Below are 16584 nucleotides of genomic sequence, written 5' to 3' on the forward strand. Positions count from 1 at the left end.
GCTACGCCTCCGGGACGGTTGTGGCTTCTCCGGTGAGGGACGTCAACTGGGCGAGGTGGCCCGCCGCGGCGGCAGCTCCGCCCGCGGCGCGGAAGGACGCGCCGATGCGCTCGGCCGCGGCCCGGTAGCCGGGTTCGTGCAGCACCGCGTCGAGCGCCTCGCCGAGCTTCGGTGCCGTGACGCGGCCGAACCGGACGCGCACGCCCGCCCCGGCGTCGGCGACCTGGGCCGCGACGACCGGCTGGTCGTCGCGGATCGGTGCGACGACGAGGGGGACGCCGTGCCAGAGCGCCTCGCAGACGGTGTTGTGGCCGGCGTGGCAGACGACGGCGTCGACCCGCCTCAGCAGCGGGAGTTGGGGCACGAACGGGAGGGTCAGCACGTCCTTGTCGTCCGGGCCGGACAGTGAACCGCCGGTCGCGCCCGGCGGGCCGAGGGAGCCCGCGGGGTCCACGATCACCGTCTGGAGCCGGTCCGCCCTGCTGCGCGCGGCCTCCTGACACACCGCCAGGAAACGGTCGCCCGCGTCGGCGTTGGCCGTGCCCAGCGTGACGAGCACGGTGGGGCGGGCCGGGTCGATCCACTCCCAGGGGAAGTCGTCGCCGGCCGGCCGCCCGGCGACGGACGGGCCGACGAAGCGGATACGGTCCCCCGCGACCGCCACCCGCCCCGCCAGCTCCTCGGTCGTGAACGCCAGTACCAGGTACGGCGAGAAGCGCGGGTCCGCCGTGGACGCCGGGTCGCCGATCCGCCCGCGCAGCTCGGCGATGAGGCCGTCGAGCCAGACGTCGACCTTGGGCATGCCGTCGAGCGCGCCGGTGAACTCGGCCGAGGTGGTGGCCGAGGTGGCCCACCGCACGCCGAGGCGTTCGGCGACCAGCCCGCCGGCGACGGTCTGCTGGTCGGACACGATCACGTCGGGACGGAACGCCTCGACGGCGTCCTCCACACCCGGCGCCATCTCCTCGGCCAGCGGCCCCAGAAACTGTTCCCAGAGGAACTTCAGCGCACGCGGCCCCCGTACGTCGGGCATCCGGACGGGCGTGCTCAGCCAGTGCTCGCCGCTGGGAAAGATCTCGGCGTCCTCCCCCGCGAGCGGCCGGATGACCGCGGGGTCGCCGGCCCATGCCACCCGGTGCCCCCGGGCGGCCAGTTCGGCCCCGACCCCGATGGTGGGGTTGATGTGCCCGACGAGCGGCGGCACGACGAACAGGAAACGGCTCACCGGTCGACCGCCTGCGCCAGTTCCCCGTGTACGGCGTCCCCGTTCGGCATCAGCGCCTCCTGGGCCGGGCCGGGCCCGAGGATCGCCGACAGGACATGGGGCAGGACGAGCGCCGGCGCATCGGCGAGCACCTCGTGGTTGTGGCCGGGCGCCATGATGGTCCGCGTCTGCGGCAGCAGCGACTCCAACCACGTCCTCTGCGTGGCGAGAGTGGACTCGGAGCCGTAGAGCGCGGACACCGGGCAGCGCACGGACCCGATCATCTCGTCGGTGAGCACACGGCTCTCGACGATGTCGGCGGCGAGGCTGGTGGTGCGGACCAGCCGGGCCCCCATCCTGGCCAGCCGGGCCTTTTGCGGGCCCAGGTTCTCGGTCACCCAGGCCAGCGTCTCGTCCTCGTGGTCGCTCAGCGCGGGGACGGCCTGGTCCAGGAGCCAGGCGATCTCCGTCGACCAGGACATCGTGGCCGGCTTCGACTCGATCAGGAAGACGCTCGCCGTCCGCTCGGGGTGGCGGAGCGCGTACTCGAAGGCCACGGTGCCGCCGAAGCAGTTGCCCACGAGGTGGACCGGGCCGGTGATCTCCAGCCGGTCGAGCAGGAGTTCCATGTCGTCGGCGAAGTTGTCCAGCCGGTAGCCGGTGGACGGACGCTCGCTGCGGCCGTGGCCCCGGTGGTCGAACATCACCACGTCGACGCCCGCGGCGGCGAGGGGGGGAGCGATGGTGAAGTAGAAGTTCGCCAGGCTGTCGTTGAGCAGTCCGTGCGTCAGGATCGCCGTGGCGACCGGCGGCCGGTCCTCCGGGGTCATCCGCTGCACGTGCAGCCGGACGCCCTCCCCGTCGCCGACTGTGTGGATCATCGCCATGCTCAGCATCCCTCCGCGGCGGCGAGGCGCTGGACGACGTAGTCCACGAGGCGTCCGATGGTCAGGTCGATGAGCTCGTCGAGCTCCATGCTGGCCACGAACACGGCGAAGTTGACCTGCCGCCCGTACCGTTCCTCGAGCTTCGCCGCGAGTGTGACGAGGTCGATGCTCTCCAGGTCCAGGTCCTCGGTGAAGCGGCTCTCCCTGGTGATCTCGAGGTCGTCGAGGCCGACATCGTCGAGGATGGCGCGGAGCATGCCGGCGATTTCGGCGAAGACGGTCCGCTCGTCGGCGACGTGGACCGCGGCCTGCTCACTGGTGGTCACGGTGGTTCTCCTTCTGTTCGTCCGTCGGGCCATGGGTCCAGGCCACGGCGTAGTCCCTGGCGGGCAGTCCCGGGGGGTTGGACGCCCTGGTGCTGTGCACCCGGTAGCGGCGCTGCCGGCCGGCGGGTGCGGGTGCCTCGACCGTGAGGCGTACGGGGGCTTGCGTGGCGCCCGCGATGGCCTTCGCCCCGGTCACGGCGAAGTCGCGGGGCCGTCCCCGCAGTCCGGTGCCCTCCGCCTTCGCGACGGCTTCCTTCGCCGCCCAGAAGGTGGTGGCCCACCGGGCCCGCGATTCCCCCGTCGTGGCGCAGAGTTCGGTGATGAGCCGCAGCTCCTCGGCGCCGAAGGCGACCGCGAGCGTGTGCTCGTCGCGGTCGACGACCTCCTCGATGTCGATGCCGACCCCGGTGCCGCCGTGCGAGCCGGCCGCCGGGTTCCGGCGTGTCACCAGGGCCACACCGCTCTCGGCCCGGTGGGCCAGGGAGAGGTCGAGATCGGGGATGGTCCGGCCGTTGACGCCGGTGACGTACGGCCGGCCGCTGTCGTCGTTGTGGACGCGGATCTCGGCGGGGAAGACGGGCCCTTCTCCGTGGTCCCACAGCCATTGCCGTACCGCGTCCTTGGCGGCGATCCGCCCCAGCAGCCACTGGCGACGGCCGCGCGGGGCGTGGCTGTCGTAGCCGGTGCGCTCGGCGCCGCCCAGGTGGTTGCGCATGATCAGGTCGCGGGATGCGAGGTCCGACCAGGGCTCGTGGACGAGGACCCAGCCGCCCGGCTGCGGGCGGGAGAGCGTGTTGCGCTCGGGGAAGCGCTCCACGGGGCGGGTCTCCACGTTGTTGTCGAACCGGCGGTCCTGCCAGCCCTTCAGCTCCGCCCAGACCGTGCCGTCGGCGACGAGCTGGACGTCGGCCTCCAGGGCGGTGTCGGTCAGCGAGACGATCCGCACCAGACACTCCAGCTCCGTCCCGGCCGCCGGATGCGGCCCGAAGAAGCGCATCATGCGGGCGCCGACGGGGAAGACCACGGTCCGCTCGGTACGGGTGGCCATGATCCAGTAGCCGAGAAGCTGGCCGACATTGTCGAGGAGCGCGCCGGGCGCGGGCGGGCTGGTGATCGTGCCCCGCACATGCATCTCGCCGATCGCGGCGATGTCGGTGACGCCCTGGAACGCCGGTCCGTGGAACATCCAGCGCTCGGCGTAGAGCTGGGCCGCCGAGTGGTCGGGGACGCGCTCACCCGCCGCGTCCGTGACCCACGGCGCGGGAGCGGGCGGATACCCGGTGGCGACGTGGACCGTGGCGCGCGCGCTGCGGCCGAAGCCCACGGCGAACCGGTCGGGACCGTCCGGGGACGGTGCGGTGGTGAGAACGACATCGGTCGGCGGCACGGCGGCCACCCACTGCTCGAAGCGGGCACCGGACACGGCGACCGCGCGCTGCCCGGGAGCGGCGTTCTCGGCCGCGTCCATGAGGTGCTGGACGATCGTGGTGGCGGGGACCACCGGCCAGCGGTCCTCCTCGTCGGGCCAGTCGGGCCGCTGCGGGTAGAAGCAGTGGTCCCGCAGGTACGGCATCGCATCGGTGGAGACGTGCAGCACGGTCCGCGTTCCGCCCTCGGCGGGCGGCGTCCCTGCTCCGGGACCGGGAGGGGCGGGCCGCGGTCCGGGGAGTGCGGAGCCCTGGCGGGCCGGCGGGGGCGCCGGCGCGGGCGGGGACGGCAGTACCCGGGGAGCGGACGGCGGCGCAACAGCCCGCACTGCGGGCTGTTGCGCGGGACGGGCCGCGGCGCGGGCTCCGGCGGTGAGGAGCTGGGCCGCGGTGTCGGCCGTCTCCCGCAGCAGGGCGCCCAGTTCGGCGGCCAGCGGGGACCGGTCGGCCACCGCGTCGAGGGTCGCCGTGACGCGGTCCGGGGGTGTCGCGGAGGTACCGCTCGGCGCCAGCTCGCGGCGCAGTTCCGCCACCGTCGCCGCGTCCAGGGAGACCAGGGCCCCTCCGAGGTCGAGCCGTACGGGCGGGCGCGAGGCCTTCGCCGCGGCTCGTCCCGCCCGGGGCAGCGCCGGGTCCACCGGCAGGCCCTCCACCCACAACGCCGTGGCGGTGCGGCGCAGTTGGGCCAGTCCGTCCCGGTGCGGGGTGTTCGCCGCGACCGTGAGGTGCTCCCGGTCGTGGAGGGTGTCGCCGATCAGCGAGGCGAGCTGGCCGGTGCCGACCTGGATGAACGCGCGGAAGCCCGCCGCGTACATCGCCTCGGTCAACTGCCGGAAGCGTACGGGCTCCAGCAGGTGCCGGACGAACAGCTCGCGGACACCGGCCTCGTCCGCCGGATAGGGCGAGGCGGTCGTCCCCGACCAGACGGGGACGATCGGAGGGTGGATCTCGAATCCGGCCGCTCCCGCCTCCAGGGGCCCGAGGTAGGGGGCGAGCATCGGGGTGTGGAAGCCGGACTGGAACGGCAGCACCTGGGCGATCACGCCCTCGTCGCGCAGCGACCGGACGAACTCCTCGACGTCGGCGTGCGGTCCGCAGACCATCGACTGGCGGGGGGCGTTGTCGTGCGAGAGCACGATCCGGCCGTCCCCGCGCTGCTCCAGCGCGGCCAGGACCCGTTCGGCGGAGGTGCCGAGGACGGCGAAGGCCAGGCCCGGCACGCGCAGCGCGTCGGGGTCGAAGTCGTCGAGAAAGGCATCGACCGCGTGCCCGGCGTGGATGCCGCCCGCGGCCATCGCCGTCCACTCGCCGACGCTGTGCCCGGCGACCGCGTCGGGGACGATTCCCATGCGCCGCAGCGCGCCGTCGAGGAGACGGCCGACGCCGAAGACGCCGGTGCCGTGCCGGCCGATGTCGCCGACCTCCGCCTCGGCATGGGACCGCAGTACCGCGGTGTCGAGGCCGAAGTGCTCGGCGATGCCCTCGGTCCTGGGCTCGAACTCGCCCTCCAGGCCCGGGAAGACGAAGGCGAGCTTGCCCGGCCGCCGGCCGTCGGCGCCCTCGCCGCCCTCGCCGAGCAGCGGGCCGGTGGTGAACCAGATGTCGTTGCGGCCGCGCCACGGGCGGCCCTTGGCGATCGCCCGCCGAGCCAGTGCGAGCCGCTTGGCGGTGGGTGCGACGATGCCGAGCCTGCTGCGGCCCGGCTCATCCGGCCGCGCGGAGGCAGCCGCGGCCAGCACGGTCGAGTCGTCCGCCGCCAGCAGTGCGCCCAGTTCCTCGGGCGATGCGGCCGCGAGGGTCAGAACCCGCTCCGGCTCGGTCACGACCGCGCGCGGCGGGGGCGCTCCCGCCCCGGGCCGGGCTCGGGCACCGGGCGCCTCCTCCAGCACCACATGGGCGTTGATCCCGCCGAAGCCGAAGGCGTTGACGCCCGCCCGGCGTACGGGCTGCCCCGGCGCGGTCTCCCACGGCGAGGCGGCGTCGAGCGTACGGAAGCGGGTCCGCGCCAGCTCCGGGTGCGGGTCGTCGCAGTGCAGGGTGGGCAGCAGCGTGCCGTGGTGCACGGCGAGGGCGGCCTTGACCAGGGAGGCGACTCCGGCGGCCGGCATGGTGTGGCCGATCATCGACTTCACCGAGCCGATCACCGCCCGCCCGCCGGCGCCGTCGGCGTCCAGGACATCGACGCCTCCGCCCGGCCCGAACACCTCGGCCAGGGTGGCGAGTTCGGCCCCGTCGCCCGCGGGAGTCGCGGTGCCGTGCGCCTCCAGCAGGCCGAGCGCGCCGGGTTCCCGCGGGTCGAGCCCGGCCCTGCGCCACGCCTCCCGTACGGCCCGGGTCTGGCCCGCGGGGTCCGGGTTGGCCAGGCCGGCGGTGCGGCCGTCACTGGCGACACCGGTCCCGCGGATCACGGCGTAGACGCGGTCGCCGTCGCGCTGTGCGTCGGCCAGCCGCTTGAGCACCACGACGCCGGTGCCCTCGCCGATCAGGATGCCGTCGGCGTTCCTGTGGAAGGGGCGGATCCGCTGGCTCGGGGAGAGCGCGCCGAGTTGGGAGAAGACGCTCCACAGCGTGATGTCGTGGCAGTGGTGCACACCGCCCGTGAGCATCACGTCGCACCGGCCGGAGGACAGCTCCGAAACCGCGTGGTCGACGGCGACCAGCGAGGAGGCGCAGGCGGCGTCCACCGTGTACGCGGGGCCGCGCAGATCGAGCCGGTTGGCCACCCGCGAGGCGGCCAGGTTGGGCACCAGGCCGATGGCCGCCTCGGGGTGGTGGGGGCCGAGCCGGTCGACGAAGGCCGCATGGACCCGCGCCAGTTGCTCCTCCCCCATGTCCGGCATCAACTCGCCCAGTGTGCGGACCAGTTGGCGTGCGGTCCGTACGCGCTGGTCGAGCCGTACGAGCCCGGGCGTGAGGTAGCCGCCGCGCCCGAGCACCACGCCCACCCGCTGCCGGTCGGGCAGCCGGTCCTCGCCGCCCGCGTCCTCGATGGCCGCGGCGGCCACCTTCAGCGCGAGCAACTGGTCCGGCTCGGCGCCCGACACCGAGGCCGGCATGATGCCGAACCGGGTGACCTCCGCCTCGGCGAACTCGTCGACGAATCCGCCGCGCCGGCAGTACACGCGGTCGGGCGATCCGGCCCCTCCCCCCGCGCTCTCCGGGTGGTAGTACTCGCTGTCCCATCGTCCGGCGGGGACATCGGTGATCGCGTCCGTGCAGTGGTGCAGATTGCGCCAGTAGGTGTCGAGATCCGGCGCGCCCGGCAGCAGGACGGACATCCCCACGATGGCGACCGGGGCCATCGGACCCGTTGGCCCGTCCGGCGCGGAGTCGTCGTGTGCCACGGTCACCAGCCCGACGCGGTGTAGACGACGGATCCGGACGGCTCGTCGCCCCAGGCGAGTTCGCGGAGCAGCGCGAGGGTGCCTTCCTCGGGGTCGATGAGGTCGATGCCGCGCCGCGCGTACTCACGCCCGAGTTCGGGGCTGACCATGCCGCCGTGGGTGGCGGAGGGGGCCCAGGGTCCCCAGTGCACGGTCAGGGCCCGGCGGCCCGTACGGCTCGCCCAGCGCGCGCCGAGGGACTCCAGCGCGTCGTTGGCCGCGGCGTAGTCGGCCTGGCCGCGGTTGCCGAGGACGGCGGAGATGGAGCCGAAGAGGACGACGAAGGAGGGCCCGGCGGGCAGTTCGCCGAGCGCGTCCAGCAGGGCGCTCGCGCCGTCCACCTTCGTGGCGAAGACCCGCTGGAAGGACTCGGGGGTCTTCTCCTCGATGAGCCGGTCCTCGATGACCCCGGCCGCGTAGACGACGCCGTCGAGCCGTCCGTGGTGGGCGTGGATCTCCTTCACGGTCTGGAGTACGGCGTCGGTCTCCCGGAAGTCGACGGCGCGGTAGCGCACATCGCTGCCGAGCCGCCTCAACTCCTCGACAGTCTCGGCCACTTCGCGTTGCGCCAGGATCCGCGCGGCCTCCCGCTGGATCTCGGCCGGAGTGCTGCCGCCGCGGGCGGCGAGTGCCGCGCGCAGAGCGGCGAGGTCGCGGGCCCCGGCGATGGCGGGATCCTCGGGACCCCCGGGCTCCGGCGTCCGGCCGAGCAGTTCGATCCGGCAGCGGGAAGCGGACGCGAGTGTGGACGCGAACCGCGCGGTGATGCCGCGCGCCCCGCCGACGAGGACGACCACGGATTCGCGGTCCAGGCCGATGGCGGCGGCTTCGGCGGCTCCGTCCCCGGCGGGGCCGGCACCGGACACGGCGAGGGAGCCCAGCGGCGTCTCCACCAGTTCGAGTCCCGACCGGCCCGCGGCCGTCCGCAGGACGACCGGGGCGTCCCCGGCGGCGAGCAGTTCACCGATGAGGGCGTCGGCGACCGCGGCGGGACCGCCCTCACGGGCTCCCCCCTCGCGACCGTCGTCCGCCGCGCCCTCGTCCCCGACCGGGGCGATGTCCACCAGGCGCGCCATGGTCAGCGGGTACTCCCGGGCGACCGTACGGAACAGCCCGGCCAGACCGGCGCCGCGTATGCCGCGCCCCTCGGTGCGGCGGGCGGCCAGCAGCCAGCGCGGGTAGCGCCGCAGTGCGGCCTTCAGGACCGGAAAGGCCTCCGGGAGCACGGGAGTTCCGGGTCCGGCCAGCGGGTCGAGCAGGACGACACCGTCGATACGGCCGTCGTCCTCGGTGAGGAGGTGCCCGGCGTCCAGGGTCACGGCGTCGGCGCCGTGTTCCGCGAGGCGGGCGGCGACCGCCTCGGCGGCGCCTCCGCCGTCGCCGAGCAGCGCGAAGCGGGTGCCGATCAGCGCGGTGGGGTCGGCGGCGATGTCCGGGTCGGCGAGGGGTACCGGGCCGAGGCGGAGCCGCTTGGGCGCCACACCCCGTACGGCGGTGTCCGGCGGTTCGGTCGCCTCCGGCTGCCGGTCCGGGCGCGGTGCCGGCTCCTCCTCCGCGGACTGCGCCGACTCCCCTGCCGGGGCGGGCTGTTGAGAGATCGGCTCCGCATCGGCAGGTGCGTCCGGCGCGGCGAGGCGCTCGGTCAGCCACGCGGTGACGGCCGCGGTGGTACGTGCCTTGGCGAGGTCCTCCAGCTCGTCGTCCCCGAGGACTGCCGCGCCCCCGCCGCCGCCGACGCCCAGCCGCTTGGCCAGTTCGCCCGCGATCTCGGCCCGCTTGATGGAGTCGATGCTGAGGTCGGCCTCCAGATCGAGTTCGGGCTCGATCATGTCGAGGGGGTAGCCGGTGCGCTCACTGATGATCTCCGAGACCACGCGCAGCACATCGTCCGCGGTGACGGCGTCGGGTTCGGCCGCCGGAACAGGTGCGGGCTCCGCGGCCGCGGGTGCGTCGGGCAGCAGGCCGACCGGTTCGGCCGCGCCCGGGACCACCGGAGCGGCCGCGACGGGCTCACCGGAGACGAAGGTGGCGGCGGGCAGGGCGGGTGACGCCGGGGAGGCGAACTGCACGCCCGGCGCGACACCGAGGTGCGCCAGCAGCACATCGCGCTGTGCGGCGACCATCTCCCTGCTGCTCCGCAGGAATTCGGCGATCAGGGCATCTCTGTCGGCAGGGGTGCCCCCGGCCTGGCCGTTTCCGGTCATCGTCACGTCCCCGATGGGTCGGGCCGGTGCAAGGGCACCGGGCAGGAGTTCGCCGGCCGCGGTGCGGACGAGGTGGCCGTCCACCGTCCATCCCGGCCGTTTCGGTGGTGCGGTGCGGCCGGCCTCCACGGCGTCCCGGCCGCGGAACATCCATCCGGTGCGGACCGGAAGCCCGGCGACGGCCAGTTGGGCGAGCGCGTCCAGGAAGGAGCGCACACCGCCGGCGCCGCGCCGGCTCCCTTCGAAGGCGACCGTGCGGTGCGGGCGGTCGCCGAGGATCGAGTCGACCAGCTTCGTCAGCACGGTGCCGGGCCCGGCCTCGACGAAGACCCTCGCCCCCGCCTCGTACATGGCCTCGATCTGGTCCACGAAGCGGACCGGTGCCTCGATCTGGGCGGCGAGTTCGGCGCGTACGTCCTCGGGCTGCGAGCCGTGGACATCCGCGGTGCGGTTGGCCCAGACGGGGAACTCGGGCGCCCGTACCGGCCGTCCGGCCAAGCTGTCGGCGAACCGCTCCCCCGCACCGGCGAGCAGCGGGCTGTGGAAGGCGCAGGCGACGGGGATGCGCTTGGCCCCGTACCCGGCGTCCTTCAGGAGCCGCACGGCCTCGTCCACCGCGTCCGCGTGTCCGGAGAGCACGGTCTGGCGCGGCGCGTTGTGGTTGGCGACGACGGCCTTCTCCGCGAGTCCGGAGCGGCGCAGCACCTCCCTCACGTCATCGGGTCCGGTGGTCACGGCGGCCATGGCGCCGCGCTCGTCACCGTTGGCCTCGAGGATCGCGTTCGCCCGCTCCGCGCTCAGCTCCAGCAGGGTCCGCGGGGTGAGGGCGCCGGCCGCGCAGAGGGCGACCAGTTCGCCGTAGCTGTGCCCGGCCGCCATGCCGGGCCGTACACCGGCCGCGGTCAGCAGGGCGTACGCCGTGAGGCCCGCGATGCCGAGCGCCGGCTGCGCGACGCGGGTGTCGGTGATCCGGTCCCGCTGTTCGGCCCTGCCCGCCGCGTCGAAGGCGGTGGGCGGGTGGAGCACATCGGCGTAGGACCGGCCGAGTTCGAGGTAGCGGTGCAGTTCGGGGAAGGCGACGAAGAGGTCCGCGAACATGCCGGGCCGCTGGCTTCCCTGGCCGGGGAAGAGGAACGCCACCTGTCCCTGCTCCGGGGACGGCTCCCCGTCGTGCACATGGATGCCGGACGCGGCGTCGTGCTCGCCCGCGAGCACCCGGCGCAGTTGCCCCGCGAGGCCGTCCAGGTCCTCGGCGACGACGGCCACCCGTACGGGATCGTGGCCGGCGTCGGCCCGCCGGGCGCAGGCCAGCGCGAGGTCGCGCAGCCGCCAGGGGCGCCCCGCCGCGTCGTTCGTCTCCGCCAGCCGCAGAGTGTCCTCGACACGGCGCAGCGCTGCGGCCCGGTCGGTGCCGCGGAAGGTGAACAGTTCGGCGGGCCAGGCGTCGAGCGCGGTGGCGGGCGGCGCGCCGCTGTCGTGGGCCGCCAGCACCACATGGAAGTTGGTGCCGCCGAAGCCGAACGCGCTGACACCGGCGAGCCGTTGCTCGGCGGGTGCCGCCCAGGGGCGGGCCTCGGCGTGGAAGACGAAGGGGCTGCTGGTCGCCTTCCAGGCGTCGTTGGGCTGCTCGATGTGCAGGGTCGGGGGTTTGACGCCGGTGTGCAGCGCCAGCACGCTCTTGATGATTCCGGCCAGGCCGGCGGCGCACTTGGTGTGCCCGATCTGCGACTTCACGGAGCCGAGGGCACAGCTGCCCTGCTCGGCCCCGGCGCGGGTGAACAGCTCGCTGAGCACGGTCAGTTCGGTGCGGTCGCCGACGACCGTACCGGTGCCGTGCGCCTCGACCAGGCCGACACCGGCGGGCGAGACACCGGCGTTGCGGTAGGCGCGTTCGAGCGCGGCCCGCTGCCCCTCGGGGCGGGGTGCGGTCAGCCCGAGGGACCGGCCGTCACTGGAGCTGCCCAGGCCCTTGATCACGCCGTAGACGCGGTCCCCGTCCCGTTCGGCGTCGGTCAGGCGCTTGAGGACGAGGCAGGCGACGCCCTCGCCGAGCGCGATGCCGTCGGCGGAGCTGTCGAAGGCGCGGGAGCGGCCGGTCGGGGAGAGCGCGTGCACCGAGGAGAACAGCACGTAGTCGTTGATGCCGTTGTGCAGGTCGGCTCCGCCGCACAGGACGACGTCGCTGGTGCCCGTGATGAGTTCCTTGCACGCCACGTCGACGGCGGCGAGCGAGGACGCGCACGCCGCGTCGACGGTGTAGTTGGCGCCGCCGAGGTCGAGCCGGTTGGCGATCCGGCCGGAGATGACGTTGGCGAGCATGCCGGGGAAGGAGTCCTCGGTGAGCCGCGGCAGTTGGCCGGTCAGCTCGTCCGGGACCGTGCCGAGGTAGGAGGGCAGGATCGCGCGCATGGTCTGGGCGTTGGCCAGGTCGCTGCCGGCCTCGGCGCCGAAGACGACCGAGGTGCGGGACCGGTCGAAGGCGCGCCCGTCGCCGTCGCCGTAGCCGGCGTCCTCCAGGGCCCGGCGGGCCGCTTCGAGGGCGAGGAGCTGGACGGGTTCGATGCTGCCGAGCGAGGCGGGCGGAATGCCGTAGCGCAGGGGGTCGAACGGGATCGGGGGCAGGAAGCCGCCCCACTTGGAGGTCGTCGCGCGCCCGGATGCGCCGTTGTCCCCGGCGGCGGCGGTGTCCGGCTCGTCGTAGTGGATCGCCGGGTCCCAGCGTTCGGCGGGTACCTCGGTCACGGCGTCGGTGCCGGCGAGCACATTGGCCCAGAAGGACGCGAGGTCGGGGGACTGCGGGAACATGCAGGCCATGCCGACGACGGCGATGTCCAGCGGTTCCGGCGCCTCCGGTTCGGCGGATCGTTCCGCCTCGCTCTCCCCGAGGTGGCGCCGCAGTTCGGCGCGGCGTCCGGCGAGGAAGTCCGCGGCGTCCGAGGAGACCGAGCGGTGCAGGGCGGCGACGGTGGTCGTCGCGGAGCGGAGCACCGCGACCTCTCCGGCCATGAACATGCCGTCGGTGAGCTGGCGTTCCTCTCCGACCGGCAGCAACGCGCCGCCCTCGCCGCGTTCGATCCCCTTGCTGGCGATCCGCAGCCGGCCGACGTTGAGGCGCTCCAGCTCCTCCCACATCTCCCGGTTGGGGACGCCCTGGCGCTCCAGCGACCGCTTGAGACCGGCGAAGTTCTCCGCGAACGGGCTGGCCACGGCTCGCGTGGCGTGGCCCGGGGCGGTCTCCAGCAGGACGGTCCGCCGCGAGGCGACGACCTGCCGCTGGAACAGCGGCTGCACGGCCCCGCGCCCGACCGCCTCCTCGGTGAAGAGGTACGCGGTGCCCATCAGGACGCCGACCGATCCGCCCCGCCGGGTGAGCGGTGCGGCGAGCGCGGCGACCATGGCGGAGGACCGTTCGTCATGGATGCCACCGGCGAAGAGGACCTCGACACGGTCGCCGGCCGCGTCGCCGGTCTCGTCCAGGAAGTCCTCGATCACGGCCAGTTGGGCCTCCCAGAGCGCAAAGCTGCTCCGGGGGCCGACGTGGCCGCCGCACTCGGACCCTTCGAGGACGAAGCGGCGGGCACCCGCCTCCAGGAACTGGCGCAGCAGCCCCGGCGAGGGCACATGCAGGAAGGTGGTGATCCCCTCCCGCTCCAGCGCCTCGGCCTGTGACGGCCGTCCGCCGGCGATGATCGCGTGGGTGGGCCGCAGTTCCATCACGGCTTCGAGCTGCGCGCTTCTGACCTCCTCCGGCGCGAATCCGAGGACGCCGACGCCCCACGGCCGCCCCTCCAGCGCCGTACGGGCCTCCTCCAGCATCTGGCGGGCCCGGATGCGGTCGGCCAGCGCCAGTGCGACGAAGGGCAGTCCGCCCTCTTCGGCGACGGCACAGGCGAAGTCGGCACGGTCGCTGACACGGGTCATCGGCCCCTGCGCGACGGGCAGCGGGGTGCCGAGCGTCCGGCTCATCGCCGATCCGGGGCGCAGGGCCTCCCCGGCCCCCTCGTCCCGTACGGCGTCCCGTACGGCATCGGCCACGGCGCGTACGGCTCCGCGGACGTCCCGGTACCGGGCCGCGAACCTGGCGGCGAGGAACCCGTCCTGGCCTACCGGGAGAAGCCGGGTGCGCAGATCATCGACGCCGAGGCGGGCGGCGACGGCGGCGGGGTCGGTGCTCGCGTCCGCGGACTCCTGGCCGCGGCGGTGCAGCACCCGGTGGCCACCGATGACCACGGTCTCCGAGCCGTCCATGGAGCGGATCGCGGCCGCCGCTTCCTCCGGCAGGCCGGATTCGGCGAGCAGGGCGAGCTGGGTGTCGAGGACGACACCGGCGGCCCCGCCGGCCACGGCGCCTGCGGCCGTGTACGGTCCGATGCCGCCGCAGGCCCAGACGGGAACCGACACGGCGGGCTCGGCGAGCAGTTGCTGGAGCAGCACGAAGGTGCTGAGTTCACCGACGCGCCCGCCGCTCTCGCTGCCGCGGGCGATCAGGCCGTGGGCGCCTGCGTGGACGGCGGCCAGAGCCTGGCGGAGGTCGATCACCTCGGCCAACACCCGGTGGTCCGCGGCGACTTGGTCGACCGACCAGGGCGCATCCGCACCGAGGACCACCGTGTCCGGGCCGGCCCCCTCGGGTACGACCAGGTCGGCCGGGGTGAGTTCGCAGCCGGCCGCCACCCGGACGCCGTAGCGGGCGCCCGCCGCCCAGCGATCGATGTCGGCCAGCGCCTCCCGCGCCCTGCGTCCCCCCGTACCGAGATCGAGGACCCCCAGTCCCCCGGCCCTGCTGACCGCCGAAGCAAGTCGTGGATCCGGTTCTCTGAAGGGACTGATGCCTATGACGATGTCGTCTACGCGCGCAGCAGCGGACGTCATGTGTTCTCCGGGGGGGGTGGCTTTGATGACGCATTGGGGGGTTGGGTGGCGCAGGAGCAGAAATTCGGGCACCGGGATCACAGAGTTCTGATCAGCGGAAGGGCGTTCGAATTACAGCGCCTGCTGAAGCTAGCGAGAGCGGTGCGAACAGTCAACCCATGAGTAGCTGTTCGCACACGAGAAGGAGTAGGTAAGACTCACGCGCCACCTGGGCGGTCCCGTGTACTCGCACAGATATCGACGGGGTCCCGTACGACCGGTGCCCGTCGCGGACAAATGATTGCCCGAACGTTTCACCTTGGCGACCGATGATGACAACCGCGTGAATACGCTATTCCCCAGCGCTTCACTCCGGGTGTTCTTCGCAGGCACCGAAAGGATCACGACGCACGGAGCGAATTCCTGCGAGCAAACCCGCCGCGAAGAGCTGAATCACGTTCTACCGCGATCATGGAAGTCACCGGGAAAGCAGAAATCGATCCGTCGCGTCCTCGCCCGTCCGCGGCCCGATTCCCCGCGGCGTCGTCCTTCGCAGGCCCTCCGGTGCCGCGCGCGACGCGCTGCCCGGCATGATGCGAGGTCGCGGCCGGATCTATATCCGTCAGATGGCCGAGAGTCCGGGGGTGGCAGCGTTGATGTGCATCCGCATCCGGCACCGGATCCCTGCCGAGTGCGCCGGCATCCGCCGTCAGCCGGTGATGCTCTGGGCGAAGTGGAAGAAATTCTCCGGGTCGTAGCGGCGCTTCACCTCCGCCAGACGCGGGTAGTTGGCGCCGTAGTACGCACGCCGCCAGTCGCGCAGGGCGGGGTCGATGAAGTTCTGGTAGGCCTGCCCGTTGCCGTATACGGCCAGAGCGCGGCTCAGCTCCTGAAGCCAGCGGAGGTTCGCCGCGACGAGCGCGGCGTCGTCCTGCCGTGCCCACGTCGTCTCGGCGGCGAGCAGGAAGCGCGCGGTGCGGTGGACGAACGCGGTCTCCCGCGGCCCGACATCGGCGATGGCTCCGCCCCAGGCGAACAGGGCGATGCCCGCGCCGTCCGGGTTGGAGCTGCCGGGCCACGCGTCGACGGCGTCCATGAACGTCGCGACACCGCGCTCGGGCAGCGGGTGGTCCAGGTAGGCGGAGCTCACGGCGTACCGGTCGCTCGGAACGCTGTGCGAGAGGAAGTCCTTGGCCTGCCAGAACGTCCGGTCCTCGATGAGCACCCGCTGCGGCCGGGCGGCGCTCAGGACCGGCGCGAGCAGGTCCCGCAGATCGTCCGCCGTCCCGAAGAACTGCCCCAGTGCCGACACGCTCCGCTGCGCCGCGATCCGCGCAGGCGTCCTGCCCGCGCTGCCGCCGCCCATACGGCAGGAGAACGCGTTCGGCGCCCGCAGCACCAGGGCCTGGACGGCCGCGAAGGCCGCGGGCGCGTCCTGCCACTCCCAGTCGAGCTGGTAGACCGCCACCCGGTCCACGGGCGTGGTGCGGAAGGTGAACTCGGTGCTGACGCCGAAGTTGCCTCCACCGCCGCCCCGGGAGGCCCAGAACAGATCGGGGTGCTGCTTCTCGTCGCACACCAGGGAGTTGCCCGCGGCCGTCACCACCGTGGTGCGCTCCAGGGCGTCGGCGGTCAGGCCCAACGCGCGGGAGCTGAAGCCGAATCCGCCGCCCAGGGTCAGCCCGCTGATGCCGACGGTCGGGCAGCGCCCCGCGGAGAGGGCCCGGTCGTGCTGCTGGAGGGCGGTGTAGATGCCGCTGTTGCGCGCGCCCGCCTCCACGGTGACCGTGCCCGCCTCGCGGTCCGGCCGCACCTCGTTCAACTGGCCGAGATCCAGCAGCAGTCCGCGGGTGGCCGAGTATCCGCCGTAGCTGTGTCCGCCGGAGCGGGCGACGAGATGGATGCCGGTCCGGCGCGCCCAGAGGATCGCGGTCCGCACATCGCGGGCGGTGTGGCAGACGACGACTCCCGCGGGACGCCTGGCGTCGTAGCGGAGGTTCTGCGGGTGGCCCCACTCGGGGTAGCCGCCGTCCTCGGGCCGGATCAGGGTTCCGTCGAGCCTGCGGGCCAGTTCGTCCCACGCGGCGTCCGGAAGCGTGCCCCGGGGCGCGGCGTGGACCAGCCCGCCGAAGCCGGCGAAGGGGGGGGGGGGGGGGGGGGGGGGGGGGGGGGGGGGGGGCCGGCGGGGGGGGGGGGGGGGGGGGGGGGGGGGGGGGGGGGCGGCCCCCGCCCCCCCCCCCCCGCGGCCCCCCCCCCCCCCCCCCCCCCCCCCCCCCCCCCCCCCCCGGCCGGGGGCCCCCCC

The 16584-nt window shown here is 74.1% G+C and carries 6 protein-coding genes; all 6 read right to left on the minus strand.

Going from position 1 to position 16584, the window contains the following annotated elements:
- Position 1: 1 nt before the first annotated feature.
- Complete coding sequence (locus ACGFNH_RS17310; protein ID WP_393654458.1) at positions 2 to 1225, minus strand: glycosyltransferase; 1224 nt, start codon at positions 1223 to 1225, stop codon at positions 2 to 4.
- Positions 1222 to 2091 (minus strand): alpha/beta fold hydrolase, encoded by an 870-nt coding sequence (locus tag ACGFNH_RS17315; RefSeq protein WP_393654459.1) that lies wholly within the window; start codon positions 2089 to 2091, stop codon positions 1222 to 1224. The genes ACGFNH_RS17310 and ACGFNH_RS17315 overlap by 4 nt, the downstream gene beginning before the upstream one ends.
- A gap of 2 nt (positions 2092 to 2093) precedes the next feature.
- Complete coding sequence (locus ACGFNH_RS17320; protein ID WP_393654461.1) at positions 2094 to 2417, minus strand: acyl carrier protein; 324 nt, start codon at positions 2415 to 2417, stop codon at positions 2094 to 2096.
- Positions 2404 to 7146, minus strand: a complete 4743-nt coding sequence (locus ACGFNH_RS17325) for a beta-ketoacyl synthase N-terminal-like domain-containing protein (RefSeq protein ID WP_393654513.1) — start codon at positions 7144 to 7146, stop codon at positions 2404 to 2406. The genes ACGFNH_RS17320 and ACGFNH_RS17325 overlap by 14 nt, the downstream gene beginning before the upstream one ends.
- 44 nt (positions 7147 to 7190) lie before the next feature.
- A complete protein-coding gene (locus ACGFNH_RS17330) occupies positions 7191 to 14303 on the minus strand; it encodes an SDR family oxidoreductase (RefSeq protein WP_393654463.1) in 7113 nt (2370 codons plus the stop codon).
- A 688-nt stretch (positions 14304 to 14991) separates the two neighbouring features.
- Positions 14992 to 16404, minus strand: coding sequence for an FAD-binding oxidoreductase (locus ACGFNH_RS17335; protein ID WP_393654515.1), 1413 nt, complete (start codon positions 16402 to 16404; stop codon positions 14992 to 14994).
- Positions 16405 to 16584 lie beyond the last annotated feature (180 nt).

This window comes from Streptomyces sp. NPDC048639 (assembly GCF_043199075.1).
In the GTDB taxonomy this organism is placed as follows: Bacteria; Actinomycetota; Actinomycetes; order Streptomycetales; family Streptomycetaceae; genus Streptomyces.